The organism is Klebsiella sp. 141203, from assembly GCF_032601985.1.
GTDB classification, from domain to species: domain Bacteria; phylum Pseudomonadota; class Gammaproteobacteria; order Enterobacterales; family Enterobacteriaceae; genus Klebsiella; species Klebsiella aerogenes.
The window spans coordinates 136219-161160 of sequence record NZ_JAQIRL010000003.1 but is presented as its reverse complement, the minus strand read 5'-3'; the positions used below and the strand labels follow the sequence as shown (position 1 = coordinate 161160).

The following is a 24942-nucleotide window of genomic DNA, read 5'->3' as shown; positions in this document are numbered from 1 at the left end:
GGGCCGGGGTGAGGGACAACGTGTTCCGTTCTTTGAATCCCATCACAATCACCGCACTCCCCTTTTCCCTTTTTCTCCGCGACGGCTAAATTAGTAACTCATCCGACCACATAACAATAATTTTACATTGGAAGCCACTATGAGCCGCTATCCGTCGCTTTTCGCCCCGCTTGAGCTGGGCTTCACAACGCTCAAAAACCGCGTGTTGATGGGCTCAATGCACACCGGCCTGGAAGAGTTACCGGACGGCGCGCAGCGGCTGGCGGCCTTTTACGCCGAACGCGCCCGTCACGGCGTGGCGCTGATCGTCACCGGCGGCATCGCTCCGGCGCCTTCCGGGGTGACCATGGCCGGCGGCGCGGTACTCAACGATGCCAGCCATCTGGCGCACCATCGCCATATTACCGACGCGGTACATCAGGAAGGCGGCAAAATCGCCCTGCAGATCCTGCATACCGGGCGCTACAGCTACCAGCCCGCGCTAGTGGCCCCCTCGGCGCTACAGGCGCCGATTAACCGTTTTACGCCCCATGAACTGAGCCACGATGAGATCCTTACGCTGATTGATGATTTTGCCCACTGCGCCCAGCTGGCGCGCGAAGCGGGCTATGACGGCGTTGAAGTGATGGGCTCTGAGGGCTATCTGATTAACGAATTTCTCGCCACGCGCACCAACCAGCGCGACGACCACTGGGGCGGCGATTATGCCAGGCGCATGCGTTTCGCCGTAGAGGTGGTTAAGGCGGTGCGCCAGCGCGCCGGCCACGATTTCATTATCATCTACCGCCTGTCGATGCTCGATCTGGTCAACGGCGGCAGCACGCTGGCGGAAGTCATCACGCTGGCCAAAGCGATTGAAGCGGCGGGAGCGACAATTATCAACACCGGGATTGGCTGGCACGAAGCGCGCATTCCGACCATCGCCACGCCGGTACCGCGCGGAGCTTTCAGCTGGGTCACCCGCAAGCTGAAAGGCGCGGTGTCGATCCCGTTGATCACCACCAACCGCATCAACGATCCGCAGGTCGCGGAGGATATTCTCGCCCGCGGCGATGCCGATATGGTATCGATGGCCCGCCCCTTCCTCGCCGACGCTGAATTTATGTCGAAAGCGCAGCGCGATCGCGCCGGGGAGATCAATACCTGCATCGGTTGCAACCAGGCGTGTCTCGATCGGATCTTCGCCGGCAAAGTCACCTCCTGTCTGGTCAACCCGCGCGCCTGTCATGAAACCCTGATGCCGGTCCAGCCCGCCAACGCGCCTAAACGGTTGGCGGTCGTCGGCACCGGGCCTGCCGGTCTGGCCTTCGCCGTTAACGCCGCCGCCCGCGGTCATCACGTCACGTTGTTCGATGCGCTCTCTGAGATCGGCGGCCAGTTTAATATCGCCAAACAGATCCCCGGCAAAGAGGAGTTTCACGAGACGTTGCGTTACTACCGCACCATGCTCGATCTTCATGGTGTCGATCTACGCCTGAACACCCGCGTCACGGCAGACGATCTGCTGGCGTTCGATGAGACGATCCTCGCCACCGGTATCGCTCCGCGCCTGCCGGCGATCGACGGGATCGAACATCCCAAAGTGCTGAGCTACCTGGATGTCTTGCGCGATAAAGCGCCGGTTGGCGCGAAGGTGGCGATTATCGGCTGCGGCGGCATCGGCTTCGACACCGCGATGTATTTAAGCCAGTCGGGTGCGGCCACCAGCCAGGATATCGGCGAGTTCTGCCGCGAATGGGGTATCGATACCAGCCTACAAACGGCGGGAGGGCTGAGTGCTGAAGGCCCACAGTTGAGTAAAAGCCCGCGACAGATTGTGATGCTACAGCGCAAAGCCAGCAAACCGGGCGAAGGGCTCGGCAAAACCACCGGTTGGATCCACCGCGCGACGCTGCTGGCGCGCGGCGTGAAAATGATCCCGGCGGTCAGCTATGAAAAGATCGATGATGAAGGATTACACGTCACTATCGGCGGCGAGCGCCAACTGTTGGCGGTCGATCAGGTTATTATCTGCGCCGGTCAGGAACCGCGCCGCGAGCTGGCGGAACCGCTGCGCGCGGCGGGGAAAACGGTGCATTTAATCGGCGGTTGCGACGTGGCGGCGGAGCTGGATGCGCGCCGAGCGATTGCCCAGGGCACAAAACTGGCGCTGGCGATTTAGCCGTGTCCCGGGGGCGGCGCGATGCGCCTTCCCCGGGCTACCCGCGGTGTCGTTTTTTGTCGGGTGGCGGCTAACGCCTTACCCGACCTACGGTCCTTGCGACCTGCCTTTAATGTCTTCACCACGCTGGCTGAAACTACCAGTCGGTAGCCCGGCTAAGGCGACAGCCGCAAGCCGGGGGAAGCAGCGACATGCATCAGCGCTGCTTACGCACCTTCGTTGCTTTCAAAATGACAAACTTATTGTTCGTCGCAATGGTCGTGCAATTACCAAAAGCGCGCTTCAGCTTACGGAAGTAATCAAGGTGGCGGTTGCCGACGACGTACAGCTCGCCGCCATATTTCAGGCTGCGGCGGGCATCGTTAAACATCTGCCAGGCAATATGGTCGGTAATAGCGTGCTGCTGATGGAACGGCGGATTACACAGAATCGCCGTAAAGCGGTCAGGCTCAATGCCGGAAAGCGAATTGTTGACCATGAATTCACAGCGTTCGATATCGTCCGGCAGATTGCGCTCGACGTTCAAACGGCTGGAAGCCACCGCCATGTGCGACTCATCGGTGAACATCACGCTGGCGTTTGGGTTTTGCGCCAGCGCCTGCAGGCCAATCACCCCATTGCCGCAGCCAAGATCGGCGATCTCGCCTTCTAAATCAGACGGTAAATGCTGCAGGAAGAAACGCGCGCCGATATCCAGTCCGCTGCGGGCAAAAACGTTGGCATGGTTATGGATGGTCCACGGCGTGCCGTCCAGCTTCCAGCTGTAGGTTTGCGGCGCTTCGGCAAGCTTAGGGGCGGTGAAAACGCAGTGGATCAGACGCGCTTTTTTCCACGCCAGCGAAGTGGTGGTGGTACCGAGGATTTTTTCAAACAGCGCCAGCGTCGAGTTGTGCACATCTCGGGCTTTCGCCGCGGCGATAATGCGGGTTTCCGGCGTCACCACTTCGCGCAGCGCGCGCAGCTGCTGTTCCAGCAGCGCCAGCTGTTTTGGCACCTTAATCAGCACCAGCGCCGGCGCGACCGGCAGCGGGCTCAGGCTATCCTGAAAGCGCACGCTCTCTTCATCGATACCGTTCATCCGCAGGTTGTGGCGAGTCGCCAGCTCGGAAATAAAGGAGTCGTTGATGCTGACCGGGTTGCGCTCCGCCAGCGCGCAGGAGAGCGCGCCGAAGCCGTCGTTGAAGATGAGCGTCAGGCCGTCGACGTCATTCACCTGTTGCAGCAGATATTCATCCGCCGCTTCCCACGCCTGAAGCGCTTCTTCTTCAGCGTTAGGTGGGAACCGCTCTAATGTGAATAACTCACCGTTTAACTCTACCTGGCTCATCGCCCCTCCGAAATGCTAAAATTCGCGCGTGTTATCGCTCAATTCTCCGGAGAAGTAAACTTTTTTCACCATGAACACGCTACCTTACCTTCAGGGTTACCCCGAATCGCTGCTGTCGCAGGTGACGACCTTAATCGAGCAAGGTCGCCTCGGCGAGGTGCTGCAAAAGCGCTATCCGCAGGGGCATGATGTCAACAGCGATAAGGCGTTATATCAATATACCCAGGATCTGAAGGCCCGCTATCTGCGCGGGGCGGCGCCAATCAATAAGGTGATGTACGACAGTAAAATCCACGTGCTGAAGAACGCGCTTGGTCTGCATACCGCTATTTCCCGCGTTCAGGGCGGCAAACTAAAAGCTAAAGCGGAAATTCGCGTAGCGACGGTATTTCGCGATGCGCCGGAAGCGTTTCTGCGCATGATCGTGGTTCATGAACTGGCGCATTTAAAAGAGAAGGATCACAACAAAGCCTTCTATCAGTTGTGCTGTCATATGGAGCCGCAGTACCACCAGCTAGAGTTTGATACCCGCCTGTGGCTGACGCATCTTGCTTTACCCTGATTCTGAAAAATTTTTGTCCCGATAGTTTTTTTATACGCTTAAATTTAGAATCAATTAGTTAAAGGAGTTTTCGTTTAATTTCAGCACAGGGAATGTGTCAATGAACTGGATGTTCATAACAGAGTTATATAACAAAATAAGCGGTACTTTTACTATCAGGACGGTCCAACTTATCCGTCGATTTATTTTCGCCGCTTGCATGTTGCTTACCGCCTGCGTGACATTAATCTTTTACGCCGACACGCTCATTATCAAAACAACACAACATCTTATCTGGAACGATATCAACACGCTTCCCTACAATAATGTTGGATTAGTTCTCGGCGCCAAGCCTGGCAATAAATTCTTTGTTCGCCGTATTAATACCGCAGCCGCGCTGTACCATGCCGGAAAAGTAAAGTGGCTACTGGTCAGCGGCGACAATAGCAAAAAAAATTATGACGAACCCTCGGCGATGCAGCAGGCGCTCATCCATCAAGGGGTGCCTGAAGAAGCGATTTTCTGCGATTACGCAGGTTTTTCGACGCTAGACTCGGTAGTGCGCGCGCAAAAAGTTTTTGGCATAACCGATATGACTATTATTTCCCAGGGCTTCCATAACCCGCGGGCGCTGTGGCTGGCCAGAGAATATGGTATTCGCGCTATTGCCGTTAATGCTCCCGATATCCCCCAAAAAGCGCGAATATTCACGCATTTTAGAGAAAAACTAGCACGAGTTAGCGCAGTTATCGATGCAAAGATATTACATCGACAACCTAAATATCTGGGTTCAGTAGTTAGCATAGGTCAAGAGGTTCAGCGAGGATGCCCCACCAAGAACTAGCAATTTACCAGAGTGCGTATTTGCGCACTCGTTTTGTCATCATGGCGTGCTAGAGTGACGAAAGGTCCCCTTTAACGGAGTTCGTCAACGTTTATGATACGTTTCGCAGTTGTTGGCACAAACTGGATTACTAAGCAGTTTGTCGATGCCGCCCATGAAACCGGTAAATTTAAACTCACCGCGATTTATTCCCGCAGCCTTGAACAGGCGCAAGCTTTCGCTAATGACTATCCGGTCGAGCATCTGTTTACTTCGCTCGATGAACTGGCGCAGAGTCCTGACGTTGACGCGGTCTATATTGCCAGTCCGAACTCGCTGCACTTCCCGCAAACTCGCCTGTTCCTGAGCCATAAAAAGCACGTGATTTGCGAAAAGCCGCTGGCATCAAACCTCCAGGAAGTCGAAGCGGCGATTGCCGTGGCTAAAGAAAACAACGTGGTGCTGTTTGAAGCCTTCAAAACCGCCAGCCTGCCCAACTTCCTGCTGCTGCGCGAAGCGCTCGATAAAGTGGGCAAATTACGTAAAGCCTTCATCAACTACTGTCAGTACTCTTCGCGTTACCAGCGCTATCTCGACGGCGAAAACCCGAATACTTTCAACCCGGCTTTTTCCAATGGCTCGATTATGGATATCGGTTTTTACTGCCTCGCCTCGGCGGTCGCGCTGTGGGGCGAACCGCAAGCGGTCCATGCCCGCGCCAGCCTGCTGGCGAGCGGCGTTGATGGCCAGGGTACGGTGGTGCTGAGCTACGGCGATTTCGATGTCACCTTGCACCACTCGAAGGTCAGCGACTCCACTATCCCCAGCGAAATCCAGGGTGAAGAAGGCGCGCTGGTGATTGAGAAAATCTCCGAATGCCAGAAGGTGGCCTTTATTCCACGCGGCGGAAAAGCGCAGGATCTCACCCAGCCTCAGCACATCAATACTATGCTGTATGAAGCGGAGGCGTTCGCGCGGCTGGTGGAAGCCAACGACGTCGATCATCCCGGGCTTGAGGTCAGCCGCATTACGGCAAAACTGCTTAGCGAAATCCGTCGCCAGACCGGCGTGGTCTTCCCGGCGGATACTCAACCTATACCCTAAATAATTCAAGTTGCAGGAAGGCGGCAAGTGCGCGAATCCCCAGGAGCATAGATAACTATGTGACTGGGGTGAACGCACGCAGCCAACGCACCTGCAGCTTGAAGTATGACGGGTATATCGCGTAAAGCAGTGTAAATGGGTCCTCGACCTCCATTGACGCCCTTTATAACTTGTAATACTTTGTTACGTGCAAAGGGGAGTAACTTCCTGGCCGGTCGATCGTCATTACGATGCGTGCAAAACCGCATCCGGTCGCCGGGCAACAAGACCAAGGGTCCAGTTCCCGTCTTGTTGTAAGTGAGACCTTGCCGGAAGGCGAGGTCTATGCATAAAAGCGCAGCGGCTGCCGTCTTCCGACGACAGCCGTTTTGTTTTTATGTAAGGAATAACGCAATGAATAGTGTCGGCACGCCGTTGTTATGGGGCGGATTCGCTGTAGTCGTGGCCATCATGCTGGCTATCGATTTACTGCTTCAGGGAAGGCGCGGTGCGCATACCATGACCATGAAGCAGGCCGCCGGTTGGTCCATCCTGTGGGTCACCCTCTCCCTGCTGTTTAACGCCGCTTTCTGGTGGTACCTGGTGCAAACGCAGGGCCGCGCCGTCGCCGATCCGCAGGCGTTAGCCTTCCTCACCGGTTATCTGATTGAAAAATCACTGGCGGTCGATAACGTCTTCGTCTGGTTAATGCTCTTTAGCTACTTTGCCGTGCCGCCTGCGCTACAGCGCCGGGTACTGGTGTATGGCGTCCTCGGGGCGATTGTCCTGCGTACCATTATGATCTTCACCGGCAGCTGGCTGATTTCGCAGTTCGAATGGCTACTGTACGTGTTCGGCGCGTTCCTGCTGTTTACCGGGGTGAAAATGGCGCTGGCGAAAGAAGATGATTCCGGGATCGGCGATAAGCCACTGGTGCGTTGGATCCGCAGCCATCTGCGTATGACGGATAAAATCGAGAGCGAGCGCTTCTTCACCCGTAAAAACGGCGTACTGTTCGCCACGCCGCTGCTGCTGGTGCTGATTCTGGTTGAGCTGAGCGACGTGATTTTCGCCGTTGATAGCATCCCGGCGATTTTCGCGGTGACCACCGACCCGTTTATCGTGCTGACCTCTAACCTGTTTGCGATTCTCGGTCTGCGTGCGATGTATTTCCTGCTGGCGGGTGTGGCCGAACGCTTCTCGATGCTGAAGTATGGCCTGTCGGTGATCCTGGTGTTTATCGGTATCAAGATGCTGATCGTCGATTTCTACCACATTCCGATTGCCGTTTCCCTCGGCGTGGTGGGCGGCATTCTGGCGGCGACGCTGCTGATTAACGCCTGGGTGAACAAACAGAACGATAAGAAGAAACAGCTGCAATAACTCCCTGCTCCCGGTCATATATCGCGTATCTGGCCGGGATACGCATCACTGCTTCAGGCTTCCCGCGCATAATCTTTATCTATGTCACAAAAACGTTAATACATAGTTAAAAAACAAGATCGGCGCGTAAGAAACAGTAGATTACGCTTCCTCCCTCGCGTTCTTTCCGTATACTCGACCATGCAAACATTCATTTACATCCGGACATAAACGTAACAAATAATACGTCGCCGGGATGGACTGCTACATCACTGGAAGGAATGATTTATGACAACACAAACCCGCCCGTCGGGGCTGCTGCAGCGCCTGGCGCATGGCAGTCTGGTGAAACAAATCCTGTTGGGACTGGTACTTGGCGTGATACTGGCGCTGGTCTCGAAACCGGCCGCTATCGCGGTCGGGCTGCTGGGAACGCTGTTCGTCGGCGCGCTAAAAGCCGTCGCGCCGGTACTGGTATTAATGCTGGTGATGGCGTCGATCGCTAACCATCAGCACGGACAAAAAACCAGTATCCGCCCGATTCTGTTTCTCTATCTGCTGGGCACCTTCAGCGCGGCGCTCACCGCGGTGCTGTTTAGCTTTGTTTTCCCTTCTACGCTGCATCTGACTAGCGCGGCGGACAGCATCACCCCGCCGTCGGGGATTGTAGAGGTGCTGCGCGGACTGCTGATGAGTATGGTGGCTAATCCTATCGACGCGCTGCTGAACGCCAACTACATCGGTATTCTGGTGTGGGCGGTGGGCCTGGGCTTCGCGCTGCGCCACGGTAACGACAGCACTAAAAACCTGATTAACGACGTCTCGCACGCCGTGACTTTTATCGTCAAGATGGTCATCCGTTTTGCGCCGCTGGGTATTTTTGGCCTGGTCGCCTCGACGCTGGCGACGACCGGTTTCGACACATTGTGGGGCTACGCCCAGCTGCTGCTGGTGCTGGTCGGCTGCATGCTGCTGGTGGCGCTGGTGATTAACCCGCTGCTGGTATTCTGGAAAATCCGCCGTAACCCCTATCCGCTGGTGCTGACCTGCCTGCGTGAAAGCGGTGTCTACGCCTTCTTTACCCGCAGCTCCGCCGCCAACATTCCGGTGAATATGGCGCTGTGCGAGAAGCTGAATCTGGATCGCGATACCTATTCGGTATCTATTCCGCTGGGGGCGACCATCAATATGGCGGGCGCGGCGATTACTATCACCGTGCTAACGCTGGCGGCGGTGCATACGTTGAATATTCCGGTGGACCTGCCGACAGCGCTGCTGCTGAGCGTTGTGGCTTCACTGTGCGCCTGCGGCGCTTCCGGAGTGGCGGGCGGTTCACTGCTGCTGATCCCGCTGGCCTGTAACATGTTCGGTATTCCGAACGATGTCGCCATGCAGGTCGTCGCCGTCGGCTTTATTATCGGCGTGCTGCAGGACTCCTGCGAAACGGCGCTCAACTCATCAACCGATGCGCTGTTTACCGCTGCGGCCTGTATGGCCGAAGACGAACAGCTGGCGAAAAACGCCCTGCGTAGTTAAAGCATTGCCTGATGGCGCTACGCTTATCAGGCCTACGGAGCTATTCAGTAGTAGCCCCGGTAAGCGTAAATGCGACCGGGGAGCGTTCAATAGCGGCGCCGTTATTTTGTCGGATGGCGCTGCGCTTATCCGACCTACGGTCCGTGCGGCCTGCCTTTAATTTATTCACCATGCTGGCTGAAACTGCAGGTGTTAGTGGCCTCAAAATCGCTGAGACGTTGCCGGAAGGCCGGGGCAGCCCGCATGGATGCGGGCTGAGGGCCGTGATTTGCAGGGACGCTGCCTCGGCCCGACCCGAAGCCTGCCGGGATAAGTCGAAGGAACCACGAAGTGGCGATTTTGGCGGCCAGAGCCCGGGAGTACAGAGGGCGGCGGCGACTGGCCGCCCTTTGTGCGCTCCCTGCGCCATGAGGGACATAACGCAGAAGAAATATCGGGAGCGCAATCTGCTCTGAAATAATAAAAAACAACTGTTTTTCCCGGACCAAAACAGTTGCAAATCGATAACAGTATCTACGGACCTATTCAGTTGGTAGCCCCGGTAAGCGTAAGCGCAACCGGGGAGCGTTCAATGACGGCGCCGTTATTTTGTCGGATGACGCTGCGCTTATCCGACCTACGGTCCGGTATTCAGTTGGTAGCCCCGGTAAGCGTAAGCGCAACCGGGGAGAGTTCAATATTGTCGGATGGCGTTGCGCTTATCCGACCTTGCAAACACCGCGGTGGTCACTGCCGTTACAGCGTGACGCCGCTTTTAAAGATAGCCAGTTCGCGGAAATCATTGCGTTCGTTGCAGGTTTGCTTGCCGTTGGCGATATCAACGATCAGATCGACAAACTCCTCCAGCACCTGCGGCATCGCTTTCCCGTGAATCAACTGCCCGGCATCGAAATCAATCCAGTGCTTTTTCTTCGCCGCCAGCTCGCTGTTGGTAGCGATTTTTACCGTCGGTACGAAACCACCATAAGGGGTGCCGCGACCGGTACTGAACAGCACCATATGACAGCCGGCGCCCGCCAGCGCGCTGGTCGCCACCGCGTCATTACCCGGCGCGCTCAACAGATTCAACCCGTGGACTTTCAAACGTTCGCCGTAGCGCAGAACGTCAACCACCTGGCTGGAACCGGCTTTCTGCGTGCAGCCAAGCGACTTATCTTCCAGCGTCGTGATACCGCCCGCTTTGTTACCCGGCGACGGGTTCTCGTAGATAGGCTGGTCGTGGGCGATAAAATACTGTTTAAAATCATTGACCATGGTGACCAGTTTGCCGAAGGTCTCTTCGTCGCGACAGTGGCTCATTAGCAGCTGCTCGGCGCCGAACATTTCCGGCACTTCGGTCAACACCGTGGTGCCGCCGTTCGCAATCAGATAGTCAGAAAAACGCCCCAGCATTGGGTTAGCGGTAATGCCGGACAGGCCGTCCGAGCCGCCACACTCAAGGCCAAACTTCAGTTCGCTCAGTTTACCCGCTTCGCGTTTATCATGGCGCATCACTTCATAGAGCTGATGAAGATGCTCAATTCCCGCTTCCACTTCATCTTCCTGATGTTGGCAAATCATGAAGTGCACGCGTTCCGGGTCAAAATCCCCCAGCGTTTCACGGAAGGCATCAACCTGGTTGTTCTCACAGCCAAGACCAATCACCAACACCGCCCCGGCATTCGGGTGGCGGACCATGTTTTGCAGCATGGTACGGGTGTTGATGTGGTCGTCTCCCAACTGCGAGCAGCCGTAGGTGTGGCTGAAAAGGAAGACACCGTCGGTGCCTTCTGCGTCGTTGGTCTCTTTCAGGAAACGGTTCTGGATCTGCCGGGCGATGCCGTTAACACAGCCCACGGTCGGCAGGATCCATAACTCGTTACGCACGCCGACTTCACCGCTGGCGCGACGATAAATCTCAACGTCGCGATCCGCAGGCTGCGCCGGTTGTTCAACCCGGTCAGGTTGATAGCGATACGCGTCGAGATCGCTCAGATTGGTACGCGTATTGTGCGCATGAACATGCTCGCCCGGCGCGATATCCGCCAGCGCATGACCAATCGGCAACCCATACTTAATGACGTTTTCACCTTTCGCAATGGCCCGCAGCGCGAACTTATGACCGCGGACAACATCCTGGCGGAGGGGGACGGTATCGTTATCAATCGTCACTACAGTTCCTGACGCCATATCCGCCAGCGCCACCGCGACGTTATCCTGCGAATGGATTTTAATGTATTGCATATCAACCGACCTCAGGCCTTAGTTCAATTCAATGGCGAAGTAATCACGCGCATTGTTAAAGCAGATGTTTTTCACCATCTCGCCCAGCAGCGCGATATCCGCAGGCGCTTCGCCAGCAGCCACCCAGCGGCCGATCATCTGGCACAAAATACGGCGGAAGTATTCGTGGCGGGTGTAGGAGAGGAAGCTGCGGCTGTCGGTCAGCATACCGACAAAGCGGCTCAGCAGACCAAGCTGCGCCAGCTGGGTCATCTGACGTTCCATGCCGTCTTTCTGATCGTTGAACCACCAGCCGGAACCGAACTGCATCTTGCCCGGCATGCCTTCGCCCTGGAAGTTACCGACCATGGTGCCCAGCACTTCGTTATCGCGTGGGTTCAGGCAGTACAGAATGGTTTTCGGCAGCAGGTTTTCTTCGTTCTGCTTGCTCAGCAGCTTTGATAGCTCTTCAGCCATCGGACGATCGTTGATGGAGTCGAACCCCACATCCGGCCCTAACAGTTTGAACTGACGCAGGTTGTTGTTACGCAGCGCGCCGATGTGGTACTGCTGTACCCAGCCGCGGCGCGCGTATTCCGCACCGAGGAACACCAGCACCGCCGTTTTGAACTGCGCGACTTCATGGTCGCTGAGCGTTTCGCCCGCCAGACGACGCGCCAGAATGCTATCCAGTTCGCTATCAGTGGCTTCAGCGAACAGCACAACGTCCAGCGCGTGGTCGGAAACTTTACAGCCGTGAGCGGCAAAGTGATCCAGACGCTTAGTCAGCGCGCTTTGCAGATCGGCAAAACGGCGAATCTCGGTATCGGAGACTTCGCCAAGCTTGTTCATGTAATCGTTAAAAGTGGCCTGCTCGATATTGAACGCTTTATCCGGGCGCCAGCTCGGCAGTACCTTGATATCAAAGGTGCTATCTTTGGCGACCGCCGCGTGATGCTCCAGCGAATCAATCGGATCGTCGGTCGTCCCCACCATCTTCACATTCATCTGCTTCATGATTCCACGGGCAGAAAACGACTCCTGAGCCAGTAACTCATTACACCGATCCCAGATTTCATCCGCCGTGGCTGGCGACAGTAACTTACCTGTAATACCAAAAGGACGGCGCAGCTCTAAATGCGTCCAGTGGTATAGCGGGTTACCGATGGTATGAGGAACGGTCGCCGCCCAGGCGTCAAATTTCTCGCGATCGGAAGCATCGCCGGTACACAGGCGCTCCGCCACGCCGTTGGTACGCATCGCGCGCCATTTATAATGGTCGCCTTTCAGCCAGATGTCATACAGATTTTTAAAACGGTAATTTTCGGCAACCTGCTGCGGCGGAAGGTGGCAGTGGTAGTCGAAAATCGGCTGATCTTTGGCGTAATCGTGGTAAAGACGGCGGGCAAACTCGGTATCAAGCAGAAAATCTTCGGTCATAAACGGTGTCATTGTCGTGTCCTCTTCGCCCCATCAAGGAGCCCATCAGATGATTGACTCTAATGCTGACAAAGTTATCACACCAATTTCTACAGTCCGAAGTATTTTTCGTGAGTTAGATCAATAAACGTCGACAAAAAAAGCACCACCAAAGGAGTAAACATCGCTGCAAGCCGCGCCAGAACTGGCTTTGATTGCCGCGAATAATGTCCCTACAAACTTTCCCACTTTTGTGACAGTACTCAACTTTTAAAGTTGTATGACAAGTTATCTTTCTGCCGTCGCAACATATAAACCGACGGAATGTATTACCGGTGTGAATGACATCGGCTTAAACGGTAGGGATGCCGGTTTCACTTTAACCACTGATGGCAAGGTTCAGTTCACGTCCTGAACCCTCCGTTTCCCCATCCTGCTCCTCTTAACGAGGGGAAAGATGGCCGCAGACGCTGCGGAGAGACAACAACGATGAGGTTTTACATGCGTAAAATTAAAGGGTTACGTTGGTATATGATCGCACTGGTGACGCTGGGCACCGTGCTGGGTTACCTGACTCGTAACACCGTAGCGGCGGCTGCGCCGACGCTGATGGAAGAGTTGCACATTTCAACCCAACAATATTCTTATATCATCGCCGCCTACTCCGCTGCATATACCGTTATGCAGCCGGTTGCCGGCTATGTGCTGGATGTGCTTGGCACCAAAATTGGCTACGCCTTCTTTGCTATCGCCTGGGCGGTATTCTGCGGTTCAACGGCGCTGGCAGGGAGCTGGGGCGGCCTGGCGCTGGCCCGCGGCGCGGTCGGCGCAGCGGAAGCGGCGATGATCCCAGCCGGTCTGAAAGCCAGCTCCGAATGGTTCCCGGCGAAAGAGCGTTCCATCGCTGTCGGCTACTTCAACGTCGGCTCTTCCATCGGCGCGATGATTGCTCCGCCGCTGGTGGTATGGGCGATTGTCATGCATAGCTGGCAGATGGCATTTATTATTTCCGGGGTTCTGAGCTTCGCCTGGGCGATGGCCTGGCTGATTTTCTACAAACACCCGCGCGATCAGAAAAAACTCACCGATGAAGAACGTGACTACATCATCGGCGGCCAGGAATCTCAGCATCAGACCAATAACGCGAAGAAAATGTCGCCGTGGCAGATCCTGCGTAACCGTCAGTTCTGGGGTATTGCGCTGCCGCGCTTCCTCGCAGAACCGGCCTGGGGTACCTTCAACGCCTGGATCCCGCTGTTCATGTTTAAGGTTTACGGCTTTAACCTGAAAGAGATCGCCATGTTCGCCTGGATGCCGATGCTGTTCGCCGACCTCGGCTGCATCGTCGGCGGCTATTTGCCTCCGCTGTTCCAGCGCTGGTTTGGCGTGAATCTTATCGTCTCACGTAAAATGGTCGTAACGATGGGCGCCCTGCTGATGATTGGTCCTGGCATGATTGGCCTGTTCACCAGCCCGTATGTGGCGATTGCGCTGCTGTGCGTCGGCGGTTTTGCTCATCAGGCCTTGTCCGGTGCGCTGATCACCCTCTCTTCCGACGTCTTTGGTCGTAACGAAGTGGCGACCGCCAACGGCCTGACCGGGATGGCCGCATGGCTGGCCAGCACCCTATTCGCGCTGGTCGTCGGCGCGCTGGCGGATACCATCGGCTTCAGCCCGCTGTTTGCGGTGCTGGCGGTCTTCGACTTACTCGGCGCGCTGGTTATCTGGACGGTACTGAAAAACAAATCGGCCGACGATGACTCGACGCCGCTCAATACCAGTAAACCGGTGACGCAAAGCTAGACCGCGAGATGATTGTGCACTGACTAAGCCGCCTTTTTGAGGCGGCTTTTTTTATGCCTTCCAGTGGTGGAAAGCGCGTAAAAGTGGTATAACAAATCGAATATTGTCGCCATCTTCCGGGAGCGAATATGGAAATCAGTGAACCGCGCCGTCTCTATCAGCAGCTTGCCGCTGAGCTAAAGACGCGTATCGAACAAGGCGTCTACCTTGTAGGGGATAAGCTGCCCGCAGAGCGCTTCATCGCCGATGAAAAAAGCGTCAGCCGCACCGTGGTTCGCGAAGCCATCATCATGCTGGAAGTCGAAGGCTATGTTGAAGTCCGCAAAGGCTCCGGCATCCACGTTATTTCCAACCACCCGAAATACCAACAGGTGGTGGATGAATCGCTGGAATTCGCCAACTATGGCCCATTTGAATTACTCCAGGCCCGTCAGTTAATTGAGAGCAATATCGCTGAATTCGCCGCGACTCAGGTGACCAAACAGGACATCATGAAGCTAATGGAAATTCAGGAGAAAGCCCGCAACGAGAAGTGTTTCCGTGATTCCGAATGGGACCTGCAGTTCCATGTCCAGGTCGCGCTGGCCACCCAGAATACCGCCCTTGCCGCCATCGTTGAGAAGATGTGGACCCAGCGTGTGCATAACCCATACTGGAAAAAACTACACGATCACATCGATCTGCGCACCGTCGATAACTGGTGCGACGATCATGACCAAATCCTCAAAGCGCTAATTCGTAAAGACCCTCATGCGGCGAAGCTGGCGATGTGGCAACATCTGGAGAATACCAAGCTGATGCTGTTTAACGAAACCAGCGATGACTTTGAATTCAATGCCGATCGCTATCTGTTTGCCGAAAATCCGGTGGTTCATCTCGATACCGCGGCGAACGGAGCAAAATAACGTATTATCCCCTCCACGGGCAGAACCTCTTTTTCTGCCCGCAAACCCGACAGGGTAAGCAAAGCATATATAGTGTCAGCCTGTGTAAATCCTCTCGCTACTCGTCCACGCAACCCGCAAAATCAATCAGCAACAAACTGCAATTTCTCTGACGGAAAGTCAGCTAGTTTGTTACAATTGGATGCATTTTGCCGTTCTGTAGGTAAGTGTTTACTTACTGTTTAATCAAGGATCCGATCAGAACGTCTCAACAGCGGCCATACTCTAAAAATAATCTAGTCGCTATGTATAAGACGTACCGTTAACCGATGTACCAGGAATCGTGAATGGAACTACTAACCCAATTACTGAATGCCTTATGGGCCCAGGATTACGAAACGCTCGCTAATCCCTCCATGATTGGCATGCTCTATTTTGTCTTATTTATGATTTTGTTCCTTGAGAACGGTTTGCTGCCGGCGGCGTTTTTACCGGGCGATAGCCTGCTGGTGCTGGTCGGCGTTTTGATCGCCAAAGGGGCGATGGGCTTCCCGGAAACCTTACTGCTTCTGACGGCGGCGGCAAGCCTCGGCTGCTGGGTGAGCTACATTCAGGGACGCTGGCTGGGCAATACGCGGATCGTGCAAAACTGGCTCTCGCATTTACCCTCGCATTATCACCAGCGAGCGCATCACCTGTTCCACAAACACGGGTTGTCGGCGCTGCTGATTGGCCGCTTTATCGCCTTCGTGCGTACGCTTCTGCCAACCATTGCCGGTATCTCCGGTCTGAATAATGCGCGTTTTCAGTTCTTTAACTGGATGAGCGGCCTGCTGTGGGTGCTGATTCTTACCTCTCTCGGCTATCTGCTGGGTAAAACACCGGTGTTCCTGAAGTATGAAGATCAGCTGATGTCATGTCTGATGCTGCTACCGGTTGCGCTGCTGGTCTTTGGTCTGATCGGCTCCCTGGTTGTACTGTGGAAGAAAAAACACAGCAGTCGGAGCTGAGCATGGTCATCAAACGTCCTTCCTGGCGCCAGCTGCGGTGGCTGCTGGGCGGCTCACTGCTGCTTTGCGCCATCGTCTGGCTGTGGTTGACCGTCAGTCAGCATGAGTCCACCCTGGCCATCCGTCCCGTCAGCCAGGGCGTCGCTATGCCGGACGGTTTTTCCGTCTGGCATCATCTTGACGCCAACGGCATCCGTTTTAAGAGCATCACGCCGCAAAAAGACGGCCTGCTGATCAAATTCGACTCCAATGCTCAGGGCGCCGCGGCAAAAGAAGTATTGGGCCGAGCTCTGCCTCACGGTTATATTATTGCTCTGGTGGATGAAGAAAATTCGGCCACCGCCTGGTTATCCCGCCTGCGCGATGCTCCGCGCCGTTTGGGATAACGCGTCAAAAATTCCGAATCTTTTCGCACGGTTTGGTGAAGTCTCGCTTTCGTGTCTATTATTAACACTGCGGGAACCGCCTGGCTTGTAATGTTGACTGGATTGGGTATATCACCGATATCCCCTCACACAATGGAAGGTAGAATCCATGAATTACCGCATCGCACTATTACTGGCTCTGACCTCACTTAGCGCCAGCGCCTTCGCAGCCTCTCCTTGTCAGGAAAAAGAACAAAGCATCCAACGGGAGATCAGCTATGCCGAAAAACACCATAATCAGCATCGCATAGACGGCCTGAACAAAGCGCTGCAGGAAGTTCGCGCTAACTGCAGCGACAGCAAAGTCAGGGCTGAACATCAGCAGAAAATCGCTAAACAGAAGGCCGAAGTTGCCGAACGTCAGCGCGATCTGAGCGAGGCGAAGCAGAAAGGCGATGCAGACAAAATTAGCAAACGGGAACGCAAACTGGATGAAGCGCAGCAGGAACTGAAAGCGCTTGAGTCACGCGATTATTAATTGGTAAACGCTACAGGAGAACAAGATGGCTAAAGATAACGTTGCAGAAGATCTACGCGCTGAGCTGAAAAATCTGGCTGACACGCTGGAAGAAGTACTGAACTCCTCCACCGATAAATCGAAAGAAGAACTCGGCAAACTGCGTAGCAAAGCGGAAAGCGTACTGAAAGACAGCCGTGTGCGTCTCAGCGACACCAGCGATGCCATCGTCAAGCAGACGCGTGAAACCGCCGCTCGCGCCGATGAGTACGTCCGCGAAAATCCATGGACCGGCGTGGGTATTGGCGCAGCCGTGGGACTGGTTGTCGGCGTACTGCTGTCGCGCCGTTAATTATGGCAAACTCTCAACACACGCAGGGCCCGGGACAGAGCGTATTCGGCATCGGCCAGCGGATTATCACGCTGCTGGTCGAAATGGTGGAAACGCGCTTGCGCCTGGTCGTCGTGGAGCTGGAAGAGGAGAAAGCGAACCTCTTCCAGCTGTTGCTGATGCTCGGGCTAACGCTGTTATTCGCCGCTTTTGGGCTGATGAGCCTGCTGGTGCTGATCATCTGGGCTGTCGATCCGCAGTACCGCCTGCATGTGATGATCGCGACCACCAGCGTCCTGTTGCTCGCCTCATTGATAGGGGGAATTTGGACCCTCAGGAAAGCTCGCCGCTCAACATTTTTACGTCACACCCGCGATGAGCTGGCGAACGATCGCGCGCTGCTTGAGGACGATCCTCGATGAGCGGCCAACAGGAACGCGACCAGCGAAAAGCGCTGCTGCTGCGCCAAATCCAGCAACAGCGGCTGGATTTGGCCGCCAGCCATCGTCACTGGCTGGAAGCCACCTCGCCTATCGCTCGCGGCTGGCAAACGCTGAAACATCTGCGTTCATGGGCGATGGTCGGCAGCGGGGTAATGGCTATCTGGTCAGTACGCCATCCGCGCTTTTTAATCCGTTGGGGCAAACGCGGCCTCGGCATCTGGAGCACCTGGCGGATGGTCAAAGGGATTCTGCGCCAGTCCGCATCGCGTTAATTGCTCGCTCAGTGCGCCAGCGCGCTGAGCTCTTGTTCGCTTAAACCGGTGGTTTTACTGACCAGCGCGCTATCAACGCCGTTACGAAGCATCGCAAGAGCTATTTTACGCGTCGCCTGACGTTCGCCTTCTTCTCTACCTTCTTCTCTACCTTCTTCACGCCCCTCTTCACGACCCTGTTTTCTTCCCTTTGTGCGCCCACGCTCTTCAAACCATTCTGCTAATGTCATCAGCTGCTCCTTATGTTCAGGCATTCCCTGCGCCAGTTGACGAAAAAATCTGCCAGGGCTGGTCAAATGGCCGGAACGGGCAATGTAGTTCATCAACACGTTAAATTGATGCTCGGTGGTATAACCCGGCAGCAGCAAGGCTACAAGTTGATCTACCAGGTCATTCAGATCGCGCTGGCGAATATTTTTCTGCAGGAACTCCAAAATTGCTATACGCCGATGCTGTTGGATTTCATCGTCCGTGAAGGATGTCACATCAATCAACGGAAAATTATCCCCATATATCTCCCATGCTAACGCGGGTTGCGCAAAACTATCCAGCCAGCACATCGAAAAGGGATAAGGTGTAATCCGCCCATGATAAAACAACATCGGAATAACCAATGGCAGATGTTCATTACCGGCATCCAGATGACGAGCCATTATGGCAAATGCATAGCGCATTAGTCTAAAGGTCATATGTTTGTCTGGCGTGCTTTGGTGTTCAATCAGCGCGTACACATATCCGCTTCCGCTTTGCGTTTTAATTGACCACAACACATCCGAGTACAACGCACGCATATCGTCCTCAATAAAGCTGCCGGACTCTAACTGCAGGGTACTGAGATCGCATTGCATACGTAACGATTCCGGTAGATGGATCTGGAGAAAATCTCGCGCCGTTTCCGGATGAGTGAGAAATGTTTTAAACAACGCATCGTGAGGCGTAGAGCTGAATTGTTTCATGACATCCTGTCTATGCAAAAATAAGTTGGCGACAGATATCCTCTTTTATCCCCGCCACCACAACCGATAGCCACGCACGCTGCGAGGCGCCTCGGAAAATATTTTCACCGATCGCACCAATTGCTCAGAAACTTTGAAAAAGAACTACAGTTTTCCTTGCTAACAATCCCCTCACAAGCTCGCTAATATCCTCTCCATCGACAGCAAGCCCGCGTAACCACGCAGGATTGCACTAAAAAACGAAATCGCCGCCCTTTGGGTTTTCTGGAGTAAGAAATGAAAAAATTAGAAGATGTTGGTGTATTGGTAGCGCGTATTCTGATGCCGATTCTGTTCATTACCGCTGGTTGGGGAAAAATCACCGGGTATGCAGGTACGCAGCAGTATATGGAAGCAATGGGTGTTCCGGGAGCGCTGCTGCCGCTGACTATTCTGCTTGAGTTTGGCGGCGGTCTGGCGATTCTGTTCGGTTTCCTGACTCGCACTACCGCGCTGTTCACCGCAGGCTTCACCCTGCTGACCGCGTTCCTGTTCCACAGCAACTTTGCTGAAGGCGTGAACTCGCTGATGTTCATGAAAAACCTGACCATCGCTGGTGGTTATCTGCTGCTGGCCGTGACAGGTCCGGGCGCATTCAGCATCGACCGCGTGCTGAATAAAAAGTGGTAAGCGCACTATACTGAGTAAAAATCTAAAAAAGCGAGGGGCTATCTCCTCGCTTTTGCTATCTGAAGGAGGAAGTAATGGGACAATTAGTCGACGGCGTCTGGCAAGATACCTGGTATGACACCAAATCCACCGGAGGACGGTTCAAGCGTTCCGTTTCAGCCTTCCGCAACTGGCTCACCGCCGATGGCGCGCCGGGCCCTGCGGGCGAAGGTGGCTTCGCCGCAGAGAAAGACCGCTATCACCTGTACGTTTCACTGGCCTGCCCGTGGGCGCATCGCACCCTGATTCTGCGCAAGTTAAAAGGATTAGAACCCTTTATTTCCGTCTCAGTGGTGAATCCCCTGATGCTGGAAAACGGCTGGACCTTCGCCGACGATTTCCCCGATGCGACCGGCGACCAGCTCTATCATCATCAGTTCCTCTATCAGCTTTATCTGCAGGCCGATCCGCATTACACCGGCCGGGTGACCGTTCCGGTGCTGTGGGATAAAAAACAACAGACCATCGTCAGCAATGAGTCGGCTGAAATTATCCGCATGTTCAATACCGCGTTTGATGGCCTGGGCGCGCGGGCGGGCGACTATTATCCGCCGGCGTTGCGAGAAAAGATCGACGATCTGAATAGCTGGATCTACGACAACGTTAACAACGGGGTGTATAAAGCCGGTTTCGCCACCAGCCAGCAGGCCTATGACGAAGCCGTAGACGCGCTGTTTACCTCGCTCGAACGCCTTGAGCAGATCCTCGGTCAGCACCGCTATCTGACCGGAAACCAGTTAACGGAAGCGGATATCCGCCTGTGGACAACGCTGGTTCGTTTCGACCCGGTGTATGTCACCCACTTTAAATGCGATAAGCGCCGCATCAGCGACTATCTCAACCTGTACGGTTTCCTGCGCGATATCTACCAGATGCCGGGGATTGCGGAAACGGTGAATTTCCCGCATATCCGCAATCACTATTATCGCAGCCACAAAACCATCAACCCGACGGGGATCATCTCCGTGGGTCCGCTGCAGGATCTCAACGAACCGCACGGGCGGGATCGCTTTTCCCGCTGATCGATAAGGCGCCGAAAGGCGCCTTTTATTCAGATAACGGATATTTACCAGTTTGATATTCACGCCTATGATTATTTTGATCGCTTTAAAAACAAGTGATTAATGGTTAACTAAGGCGTGAGAAAATGGACTGGTATCTAAAAGTATTACGAAACTATATTGGCTTTGGCGGTCGCGCCCGGCGCAAAGAGTACTGGATGTTTATTCTGGTCAACATCATTCTCACCGCAGTGCTCAGCATCATTGATAAGATGCTCGGCTGGCAGCGTGCTGGGGGTGAAGGCATCCTGACGACCATTTACGGCGTGCTGGTTTTTTTACCCTGGTGGGCGGTGCAGTTTCGTCGCCTGCATGACACCGACCGCTCGGCGTGGTGGCTACTTCTGCTGCTGATCCCGGTCATCGGCTGGCTGGTGATTTTGATTTTCAATTGCCAGAACGGCACGCCCGGCGACAATCGCTTTGGGCCAAATCCAAAACCCTACTCCTACTGATTTACGCGCTCCTCGCGGCGGAGGAGCGCATCTTACCGTTATCTGCCGGCAAACAGTTTCGGGATCTCCCGTAGACACCACGATTTGGCTTCGCCCATGCTGTCACGGCGCCAGGCCATAATGATATCGATTTCGTTGGTATATTCAGGGCTTACGACCCGCAAACGCCCTTCGGCAATATCTTTCTCAACCAACGGGTAAGGCATGGTTGCAACCCCTAGCCCCGCCAGCAGCGCCTGGCGTTTATCTTCAATGGTGCTGACGGTTAAACGCGGCTGTTTATCCAGCAGTTGCACCGTCAGCACCGGGCGCTCGCGCGCGGTATCCGCCACCGCGACGCCGCGATATTTCACCCGCGTCACCTCAGAAAGCGGTTCTGGCTCCTGATGAATCGGGTGATCCGGCGCGGCAACATAAACACTTAAAACCGAATAGAGCTTACGCGAGTTAATTTCTGACGATGAACGAAAATGCATATCCGGCGCGACGACGATATCAGCACGCCCCTGCTCCAGCCGTTCCCAGGCACCGGCCAGCACTTCGGTAATAATCGACAGCTGGGTATTGGATTTAGTCGCCAGTTTTTCAATCAGCGGAAACAGATCGGTGGTCGGAACCAAGGCTTCGGTCACGATGGTCAGGTGAGTTTCCCAGCCGCGCGACAGCGCTTCGGCGTCGGTGGTCAGCTTGTCCGCCGCTTCCAGCAGCACGCGCCCGCGTTCCAGCAGCATGCGGCCAACGTTCGTAAATTTTGTGCGATGGCCAGAACGGTCAAACAGCACCACATCCAGTTCTTCTTCCAGTTTTTGCATGGTGTAGCTTAGGGCCGAAGGCACGCGCCCCAGCTCGTCAGCCGCAGCGGCAAAGCTCCCGCGTCGGTCTATCGCATCCATTACGCGTAACGCTTCCAGCGTTAATGCTCTCTCTTTCGCCATTTCGCTCTCATTCAGGAATTTTGAACATACCGGGCAGAATATCTGGCTAACAATACAGCGTCCATACCTTTACCATTGATTTAGTGTAAAGAGAGGTCAAGAAAATGATTACAACCCGAACAGCCAAACAATGCGGTCAAGCAGACTTCGGCTGGCTGCAGGCCCGCTACACCTTTTCCTTTGGCCACTACTTCGACCCTAAATTGCTGGGTTACGCCTCGCTGCGCGTACTCAATCAAGAAGTGCTGGCGCCGGGCGCGTCATTTCAGCCGCGTACCTATCCAAAGGTCGATATCCTGAATCTGATTCTGGAAGGTGAAGCGGAATACCGCGATAGCGACGGCAACCACGTACAGGCAAAGGCTGGTGAAGCCTTGCTGCTCTCCACCCAACCGGGGGTCAGCTACAGTGAGCATAATCTCAGTAAAGAGCAGTCGTTGACGCGCATGCAGCTGTGGCTCGACGCCTGCCCGGAACGCGAAAATCCGCTGGTGCAGAAACTCGCGGTTAGCGACTCGTCAATCCAGTTACTGGCTTCACCGGATGGCAGCGGTGACAGTGTACAGCTGCGCCAACAGGTATGGATCCATCATCTGCAGCTGGCGAAGGGTGAAGAGATTAGCGTTCAACTGCACGGTCCGCGCGCCTATCTACAGTCGATTCACGGTACGGTACATGCCGTGGCAAAAAAGGAAGAGAAACAGGCATTAACCTGCGGTGATGGCGCTTTTATTCGTGACGAAGCTAACATTACCCTCGTCGCCGATACGCCGCTGCGCGCTTTGCTGATAGATTTACCGGTGTAACAAGGAAGCCGGGAGTTTGTGAGTGAGCAAGAAAAAGAGCAAAAAGGCGCAACCGTTAGACCAGCCAGTCGCTGTGGAAACCATGAGCCCAATCGGCTTTGGCTATGAAGAGATGCTGAGTGAACTGGAAGCCATCGTGGAAGATGCGCAAACGCGGTTGCAGGACGAAGATAACGCCGCCTGATGAAAATCGGCCCCATAACGGGGCCGACTTTATTACTCGCTCAATGCCTGAGAGAGATCTTTTTTCACCTGAGTACGCTGTTCCGGCGTCAGAACCTGATTTACACCGAAATAGTACTTCACGCGATAATAGCGCACCTGCTGTTCAACCTTGCCAAAGGCCGCCAGCTGATCTTTCACCGCTTTCTCATTCCACTTACCGGAATCGATCACGTCAAATAAAACGCCATCTTTAATATCTTTCTGCGAAACCTGCTGGACGTTCTTTTCCATTTCCTGATGCAGGCTCTTAATTTTAGCGACCTGATCCTGGCTCAATTTTAAATGCTGAACGATAGGATCCTGAGCCGGCGCCGGAGCGGCGTTAACCTCAGCAGCCTGTGCCGCCATGGAGAATCCCGCGGCTGCAGCCGTCATTAATACCATCCGAGAAAGTTTGTTCATCTTGTTATCCTGAATAAGTACGTAGTGATAAGACGCTCTATTATTCCCTGAACAATAATGACGATGTGTAAAAAAGCATGTTCACCAGTGTAAATATTCAGATAATACATTCACCAAATGAATTATCTGAAATATAAAATTCTTCTTGCTTATTGAATACGCACTAAATCCGGCGACGTTAAATTAATATCCATGCGCGGCGCAGCCAGCATGATTTTATTTTCATCGAGCGCATTTTTGATATTTTCCAGAAAATCAAAATAGGTATCCCAATACTCCGCATTTTTTACCCATACGCGAATGGTAAAATTAAGCGAACCAGGAGCCAACTCGATCAGGCGAACCGTGGTACCGCGAGAACGATCGATGCGCTTTTCATTATCGATAAGCGTCTGGATCACCTGTTTAACGTGTGATATTTGGCTATGACATGCCACCCCAAGCGTGAGATCGATGCGGCGATAGGGATGGCGGGAATAGTTAACGATGCTATCGGCAATAATTTTACCGTTCGGGATAATGACTTCTTTATTATCCACAGTCAGCAGTGTGGTGGAAAAAACATGTACCGATTGTACCAGACCGGATACCGCCCCCACCTGCACAAAGTTACCCGCGCGGAAGGGGCGTAACGTCACCAGCAATACGCCTGCGGCAAAATTTGACAGCGAGCCCTGCAGCGCCAGGCCAATGGCCAGACCTGCCGCGCCAAGGACGGCGATAATGGATGAGGTTTCAATCCCTACCCGGCCTAACGCGGCGATAATCGCAAAAGCCATGGTGATATAGCGCACCAGCGCGGCGAAGAAGTGGACGATTGTCGCATCTACGTTGCGTCGCAGCAGAATTTTCTCGAGAGTTTTGCCGAGTAGTTTCGAAATCAGCTTACCAACAAACAAAATGATTAGCGCCGCCGCGATATTCCACGCAAACTGCATAATTGTATCGCCATGGCCGACAAGCCAGGCGAGCGCCGCTTTGATTTGGGGGAATAACACTACATTTTTCACGTCCACCGCCCTGTCTGGATAATACCTAAAACCTGCTATCCATTAAGCTGAATGATGACCGCTGCAAATGAGGGATTGAGATTAATGAATAGAAGATACATTTTCAAAGCGTGACAGTATCAACGAGCGCGGCCTGCAATGCAGCCAGAAAGCTGTTTAAAAGTGGATATCCAGTAATACAGGTTTGTAATGGGCTGAAATCAAAAAAACGTAATGGGATTGAGTTCCAGATAGTAAAAAGGTGAAACTGACCGATAAGCCGCTTTCTTTCTGGTATAGCGTCGTGGACAGTCATTCATCTTTGT

Annotated in this window: 26 protein-coding genes; 19 read left to right on the top strand and 7 right to left on the bottom strand. The window is 54.2% G+C overall.

The features are described from left to right. Window positions 1–139: 139 nt before the first annotated feature. Window positions 140–2161 carry an NADPH-dependent 2,4-dienoyl-CoA reductase gene (locus PGR29_RS13385; RefSeq protein ID WP_316424678.1) on the top strand — a complete coding sequence of 674 codons (2022 nt, stop codon included), beginning with the start codon at window positions 140–142 and terminating at the stop codon, window positions 2159–2161. A gap of 196 nt (window positions 2162–2357) precedes the next feature. Here the strand turns inward: PGR29_RS13385 and rlmG are convergent, their stop codons facing one another. Next, a complete protein-coding gene (rlmG, locus tag PGR29_RS13380) occupies window positions 2358–3488 on the bottom strand; it encodes a 23S rRNA (guanine(1835)-N(2))-methyltransferase RlmG (protein WP_087859884.1) in 1131 nt (376 codons plus the stop codon). Window positions 3489–3558: 70 nt separating this feature from the next. Here rlmG and PGR29_RS13375 point away from each other — a divergent pair, with 70 nt between their 5' ends. The 5 genes from PGR29_RS13375 (at window position 3559) to sstT (ending at window position 8833) form a co-directional block, all read left to right on the top strand. Next, window positions 3559–4050: a M48 metallopeptidase family protein gene (locus PGR29_RS13375; RefSeq protein WP_308958046.1), complete on the top strand. Its 492-nt coding sequence runs from the start codon at window positions 3559–3561 to the stop codon at window positions 4048–4050. Between the two features lie 109 nt (window positions 4051–4159). Beyond that, window positions 4160–4873, top strand: a complete 714-nt coding sequence (locus PGR29_RS13370; RefSeq protein ID WP_375372111.1) for a SanA/YdcF family protein — start codon at window positions 4160–4162, stop codon at window positions 4871–4873. A 93-nt stretch (window positions 4874–4966) separates the two neighbouring features. Then, window positions 4967–5956: a Gfo/Idh/MocA family protein gene (locus PGR29_RS13365; protein WP_316424677.1), complete on the top strand. Its 990-nt coding sequence runs from the start codon at window positions 4967–4969 to the stop codon at window positions 5954–5956. A gap of 393 nt (window positions 5957–6349) precedes the next feature. Then, window positions 6350–7318 carry a TerC family protein gene (locus PGR29_RS13360; RefSeq protein WP_045359748.1) on the top strand — a complete coding sequence of 323 codons (969 nt, stop codon included), beginning with the start codon at window positions 6350–6352 and terminating at the stop codon, window positions 7316–7318. 267 nt (window positions 7319–7585) lie between these two features. Next, window positions 7586–8833, top strand: a complete 1248-nt coding sequence (gene sstT, locus PGR29_RS13355) for a serine/threonine transporter SstT (RefSeq protein WP_087859887.1) — start codon at window positions 7586–7588, stop codon at window positions 8831–8833. A gap of 735 nt (window positions 8834–9568) precedes the next feature. Here the strand turns inward: sstT and PGR29_RS13350 are convergent. Further along, complete coding sequence (locus PGR29_RS13350) at window positions 9569–11056, bottom strand: UxaA family hydrolase (protein WP_316424676.1); 1488 nt, start codon at window positions 11054–11056, stop codon at window positions 9569–9571. An 18-nt stretch (window positions 11057–11074) separates the two neighbouring features. Continuing rightward, on the bottom strand, window positions 11075–12487 hold the full coding sequence (gene uxaC / locus PGR29_RS13345; RefSeq protein WP_316424675.1) for a glucuronate isomerase: 1413 nt from the start codon (window positions 12485–12487) through the stop codon (window positions 11075–11077). 468 nt (window positions 12488–12955) lie between these two features. Here uxaC and exuT point away from each other — a divergent pair, with 468 nt between their 5' ends. From exuT to PGR29_RS13305, 8 genes are all read left to right on the top strand, one after another. Next, the gene (gene exuT / locus PGR29_RS13340) at window positions 12956–14257 is read left to right on the top strand and encodes a hexuronate transporter ExuT (protein WP_015703568.1); all 1302 of its coding nucleotides are present in this window, start codon (window positions 12956–12958) and stop codon (window positions 14255–14257) included. A 128-nt stretch (window positions 14258–14385) separates the two neighbouring features. Beyond that, window positions 14386–15162: a transcriptional regulator ExuR gene (gene exuR / locus PGR29_RS13335; RefSeq protein WP_015369577.1), complete on the top strand. Its 777-nt coding sequence runs from the start codon at window positions 14386–14388 to the stop codon at window positions 15160–15162. Between the two features lie 326 nt (window positions 15163–15488). After that, a complete protein-coding gene (gene yqjA, locus PGR29_RS13330) occupies window positions 15489–16151 on the top strand; it encodes a DedA family general envelope maintenance protein YqjA (RefSeq protein WP_015369576.1) in 663 nt (220 codons plus the stop codon). Window positions 16152–16159: 8 nt separating this feature from the next. Further along, window positions 16160–16537, top strand: a complete 378-nt coding sequence (gene mzrA, locus PGR29_RS13325; protein WP_162750128.1) for an EnvZ/OmpR regulon moderator MzrA — start codon at window positions 16160–16162, stop codon at window positions 16535–16537. Between the two features lie 148 nt (window positions 16538–16685). After that, the gene (locus tag PGR29_RS13320) at window positions 16686–17054 is read left to right on the top strand and encodes a DUF1090 domain-containing protein (protein ID WP_047044796.1); all 369 of its coding nucleotides are present in this window, start codon (window positions 16686–16688) and stop codon (window positions 17052–17054) included. A gap of 25 nt (window positions 17055–17079) precedes the next feature. Then, the gene (locus PGR29_RS13315) at window positions 17080–17385 is read left to right on the top strand and encodes a DUF883 family protein (protein ID WP_015369573.1); all 306 of its coding nucleotides are present in this window, start codon (window positions 17080–17082) and stop codon (window positions 17383–17385) included. A gap of 2 nt (window positions 17386–17387) precedes the next feature. Then, window positions 17388–17786: a phage holin family protein gene (locus tag PGR29_RS13310; RefSeq protein ID WP_316424674.1), complete on the top strand. Its 399-nt coding sequence runs from the start codon at window positions 17388–17390 to the stop codon at window positions 17784–17786. Beyond that, window positions 17783–18079, top strand: coding sequence for a YqjK-like family protein (locus PGR29_RS13305; RefSeq protein WP_316424673.1), 297 nt, complete (start codon window positions 17783–17785; stop codon window positions 18077–18079). The genes PGR29_RS13310 and PGR29_RS13305 overlap by 4 nt, the downstream gene beginning before the upstream one ends. Before the next feature lie 8 nt (window positions 18080–18087). Here PGR29_RS13305 and PGR29_RS13300 read toward each other — a convergent pair whose 3' ends face one another. Further along, window positions 18088–19035 carry an Rpn family recombination-promoting nuclease/putative transposase gene (locus tag PGR29_RS13300; protein ID WP_316424672.1) on the bottom strand — a complete coding sequence of 316 codons (948 nt, stop codon included), beginning with the start codon at window positions 19033–19035 and terminating at the stop codon, window positions 18088–18090. A gap of 276 nt (window positions 19036–19311) precedes the next feature. On the opposite strand from PGR29_RS13300, the gene PGR29_RS13295 reads away from it, so the two are divergent. The 3 genes from PGR29_RS13295 (at window position 19312) to PGR29_RS13285 (ending at window position 21259) form a co-directional block, all read left to right on the top strand. Next, window positions 19312–19704, top strand: coding sequence for a DoxX family protein (locus tag PGR29_RS13295; protein ID WP_015703571.1), 393 nt, complete (start codon window positions 19312–19314; stop codon window positions 19702–19704). A gap of 74 nt (window positions 19705–19778) precedes the next feature. Next, window positions 19779–20765 carry a glutathione S-transferase family protein gene (locus PGR29_RS13290; RefSeq protein WP_087859894.1) on the top strand — a complete coding sequence of 329 codons (987 nt, stop codon included), beginning with the start codon at window positions 19779–19781 and terminating at the stop codon, window positions 20763–20765. Window positions 20766–20890: 125 nt separating this feature from the next. Beyond that, window positions 20891–21259, top strand: coding sequence for a DUF805 domain-containing protein (locus PGR29_RS13285; protein ID WP_087859895.1), 369 nt, complete (start codon window positions 20891–20893; stop codon window positions 21257–21259). Window positions 21260–21297: 38 nt separating this feature from the next. Here PGR29_RS13285 and PGR29_RS13280 read toward each other — a convergent pair whose 3' ends face one another. Then, entirely contained in the window at window positions 21298–22194 is an 897-nt protein-coding gene (locus tag PGR29_RS13280) for a LysR family transcriptional regulator (protein ID WP_045377888.1), read from the bottom strand. Window positions 22195–22298: 104 nt separating this feature from the next. Here PGR29_RS13280 and PGR29_RS13275 point away from each other — a divergent pair, with 104 nt between their 5' ends. Together PGR29_RS13275 and PGR29_RS13270 are read left to right on the top strand one after the other, a co-directional pair. Then, complete coding sequence (locus tag PGR29_RS13275) at window positions 22299–23000, top strand: pirin family protein (RefSeq protein WP_087859896.1); 702 nt, start codon at window positions 22299–22301, stop codon at window positions 22998–23000. Window positions 23001–23022: 22 nt separating this feature from the next. Continuing rightward, window positions 23023–23184: a hypothetical protein gene (locus PGR29_RS13270; RefSeq protein ID WP_087859897.1), complete on the top strand. Its 162-nt coding sequence runs from the start codon at window positions 23023–23025 to the stop codon at window positions 23182–23184. Window positions 23185–23216: 32 nt separating this feature from the next. Here PGR29_RS13270 and PGR29_RS13265 read toward each other — a convergent pair whose 3' ends face one another. Together PGR29_RS13265 and PGR29_RS13260 are read right to left on the bottom strand one after the other, a co-directional pair. Continuing rightward, window positions 23217–23627 carry a Spy/CpxP family protein refolding chaperone gene (locus PGR29_RS13265; RefSeq protein WP_087859898.1) on the bottom strand — a complete coding sequence of 137 codons (411 nt, stop codon included), beginning with the start codon at window positions 23625–23627 and terminating at the stop codon, window positions 23217–23219. A 149-nt stretch (window positions 23628–23776) separates the two neighbouring features. Continuing rightward, window positions 23777–24637 carry a mechanosensitive ion channel domain-containing protein gene (locus PGR29_RS13260; RefSeq protein ID WP_087859948.1) on the bottom strand — a complete coding sequence of 287 codons (861 nt, stop codon included), beginning with the start codon at window positions 24635–24637 and terminating at the stop codon, window positions 23777–23779. Window positions 24638–24942 lie beyond the last annotated feature (305 nt).

Excerpts from the sequence above, each read along its gene's own strand:
- PGR29_RS13385 (WP_316424678.1), top strand. The coding sequence starts at position 140 with ATGAGCCGCTATCCGTCGCTTTTCGCCCCGCTTGAGCTGGGCTTCACA.
- rlmG (WP_087859884.1), bottom strand. The coding sequence starts at position 3,488 with ATGAGCCAGGTAGAGTTAAACGGTGAGTTATTCACATTAGAGCGGTTC.
- PGR29_RS13375 (WP_308958046.1), top strand. The coding sequence starts at position 3,559 with ATGAACACGCTACCTTACCTTCAGGGTTACCCCGAATCGCTGCTGTCG.
- PGR29_RS13370 (WP_375372111.1), top strand. The coding sequence starts at position 4,160 with ATGTTCATAACAGAGTTATATAACAAAATAAGCGGTACTTTTACTATC.
- PGR29_RS13365 (WP_316424677.1), top strand. The coding sequence starts at position 4,967 with ATGATACGTTTCGCAGTTGTTGGCACAAACTGGATTACTAAGCAGTTT.
- PGR29_RS13360 (WP_045359748.1), top strand. The coding sequence starts at position 6,350 with ATGAATAGTGTCGGCACGCCGTTGTTATGGGGCGGATTCGCTGTAGTC.
- sstT (WP_087859887.1), top strand. The coding sequence starts at position 7,586 with ATGACAACACAAACCCGCCCGTCGGGGCTGCTGCAGCGCCTGGCGCAT.
- PGR29_RS13350 (WP_316424676.1), bottom strand. The coding sequence starts at position 11,056 with ATGCAATACATTAAAATCCATTCGCAGGATAACGTCGCGGTGGCGCTG.
- uxaC (WP_316424675.1), bottom strand. The coding sequence starts at position 12,487 with ATGACACCGTTTATGACCGAAGATTTTCTGCTTGATACCGAGTTTGCC.
- exuT (WP_015703568.1), top strand. The coding sequence starts at position 12,956 with ATGCGTAAAATTAAAGGGTTACGTTGGTATATGATCGCACTGGTGACG.
- exuR (WP_015369577.1), top strand. The coding sequence starts at position 14,386 with ATGGAAATCAGTGAACCGCGCCGTCTCTATCAGCAGCTTGCCGCTGAG.
- yqjA (WP_015369576.1), top strand. The coding sequence starts at position 15,489 with ATGGAACTACTAACCCAATTACTGAATGCCTTATGGGCCCAGGATTAC.
- PGR29_RS13320 (WP_047044796.1), top strand. The coding sequence starts at position 16,686 with ATGAATTACCGCATCGCACTATTACTGGCTCTGACCTCACTTAGCGCC.
- PGR29_RS13315 (WP_015369573.1), top strand. The coding sequence starts at position 17,080 with ATGGCTAAAGATAACGTTGCAGAAGATCTACGCGCTGAGCTGAAAAAT.
- PGR29_RS13310 (WP_316424674.1), top strand. The coding sequence starts at position 17,388 with ATGGCAAACTCTCAACACACGCAGGGCCCGGGACAGAGCGTATTCGGC.
- PGR29_RS13305 (WP_316424673.1), top strand. The coding sequence starts at position 17,783 with ATGAGCGGCCAACAGGAACGCGACCAGCGAAAAGCGCTGCTGCTGCGC.
- PGR29_RS13300 (WP_316424672.1), bottom strand. The coding sequence starts at position 19,035 with ATGAAACAATTCAGCTCTACGCCTCACGATGCGTTGTTTAAAACATTT.
- PGR29_RS13295 (WP_015703571.1), top strand. The coding sequence starts at position 19,312 with ATGAAAAAATTAGAAGATGTTGGTGTATTGGTAGCGCGTATTCTGATG.
- PGR29_RS13290 (WP_087859894.1), top strand. The coding sequence starts at position 19,779 with ATGGGACAATTAGTCGACGGCGTCTGGCAAGATACCTGGTATGACACC.
- PGR29_RS13285 (WP_087859895.1), top strand. The coding sequence starts at position 20,891 with ATGGACTGGTATCTAAAAGTATTACGAAACTATATTGGCTTTGGCGGT.
- PGR29_RS13280 (WP_045377888.1), bottom strand. The coding sequence starts at position 22,194 with ATGGCGAAAGAGAGAGCATTAACGCTGGAAGCGTTACGCGTAATGGAT.
- PGR29_RS13275 (WP_087859896.1), top strand. The coding sequence starts at position 22,299 with ATGATTACAACCCGAACAGCCAAACAATGCGGTCAAGCAGACTTCGGC.
- PGR29_RS13265 (WP_087859898.1), bottom strand. The coding sequence starts at position 23,627 with ATGAACAAACTTTCTCGGATGGTATTAATGACGGCTGCAGCCGCGGGA.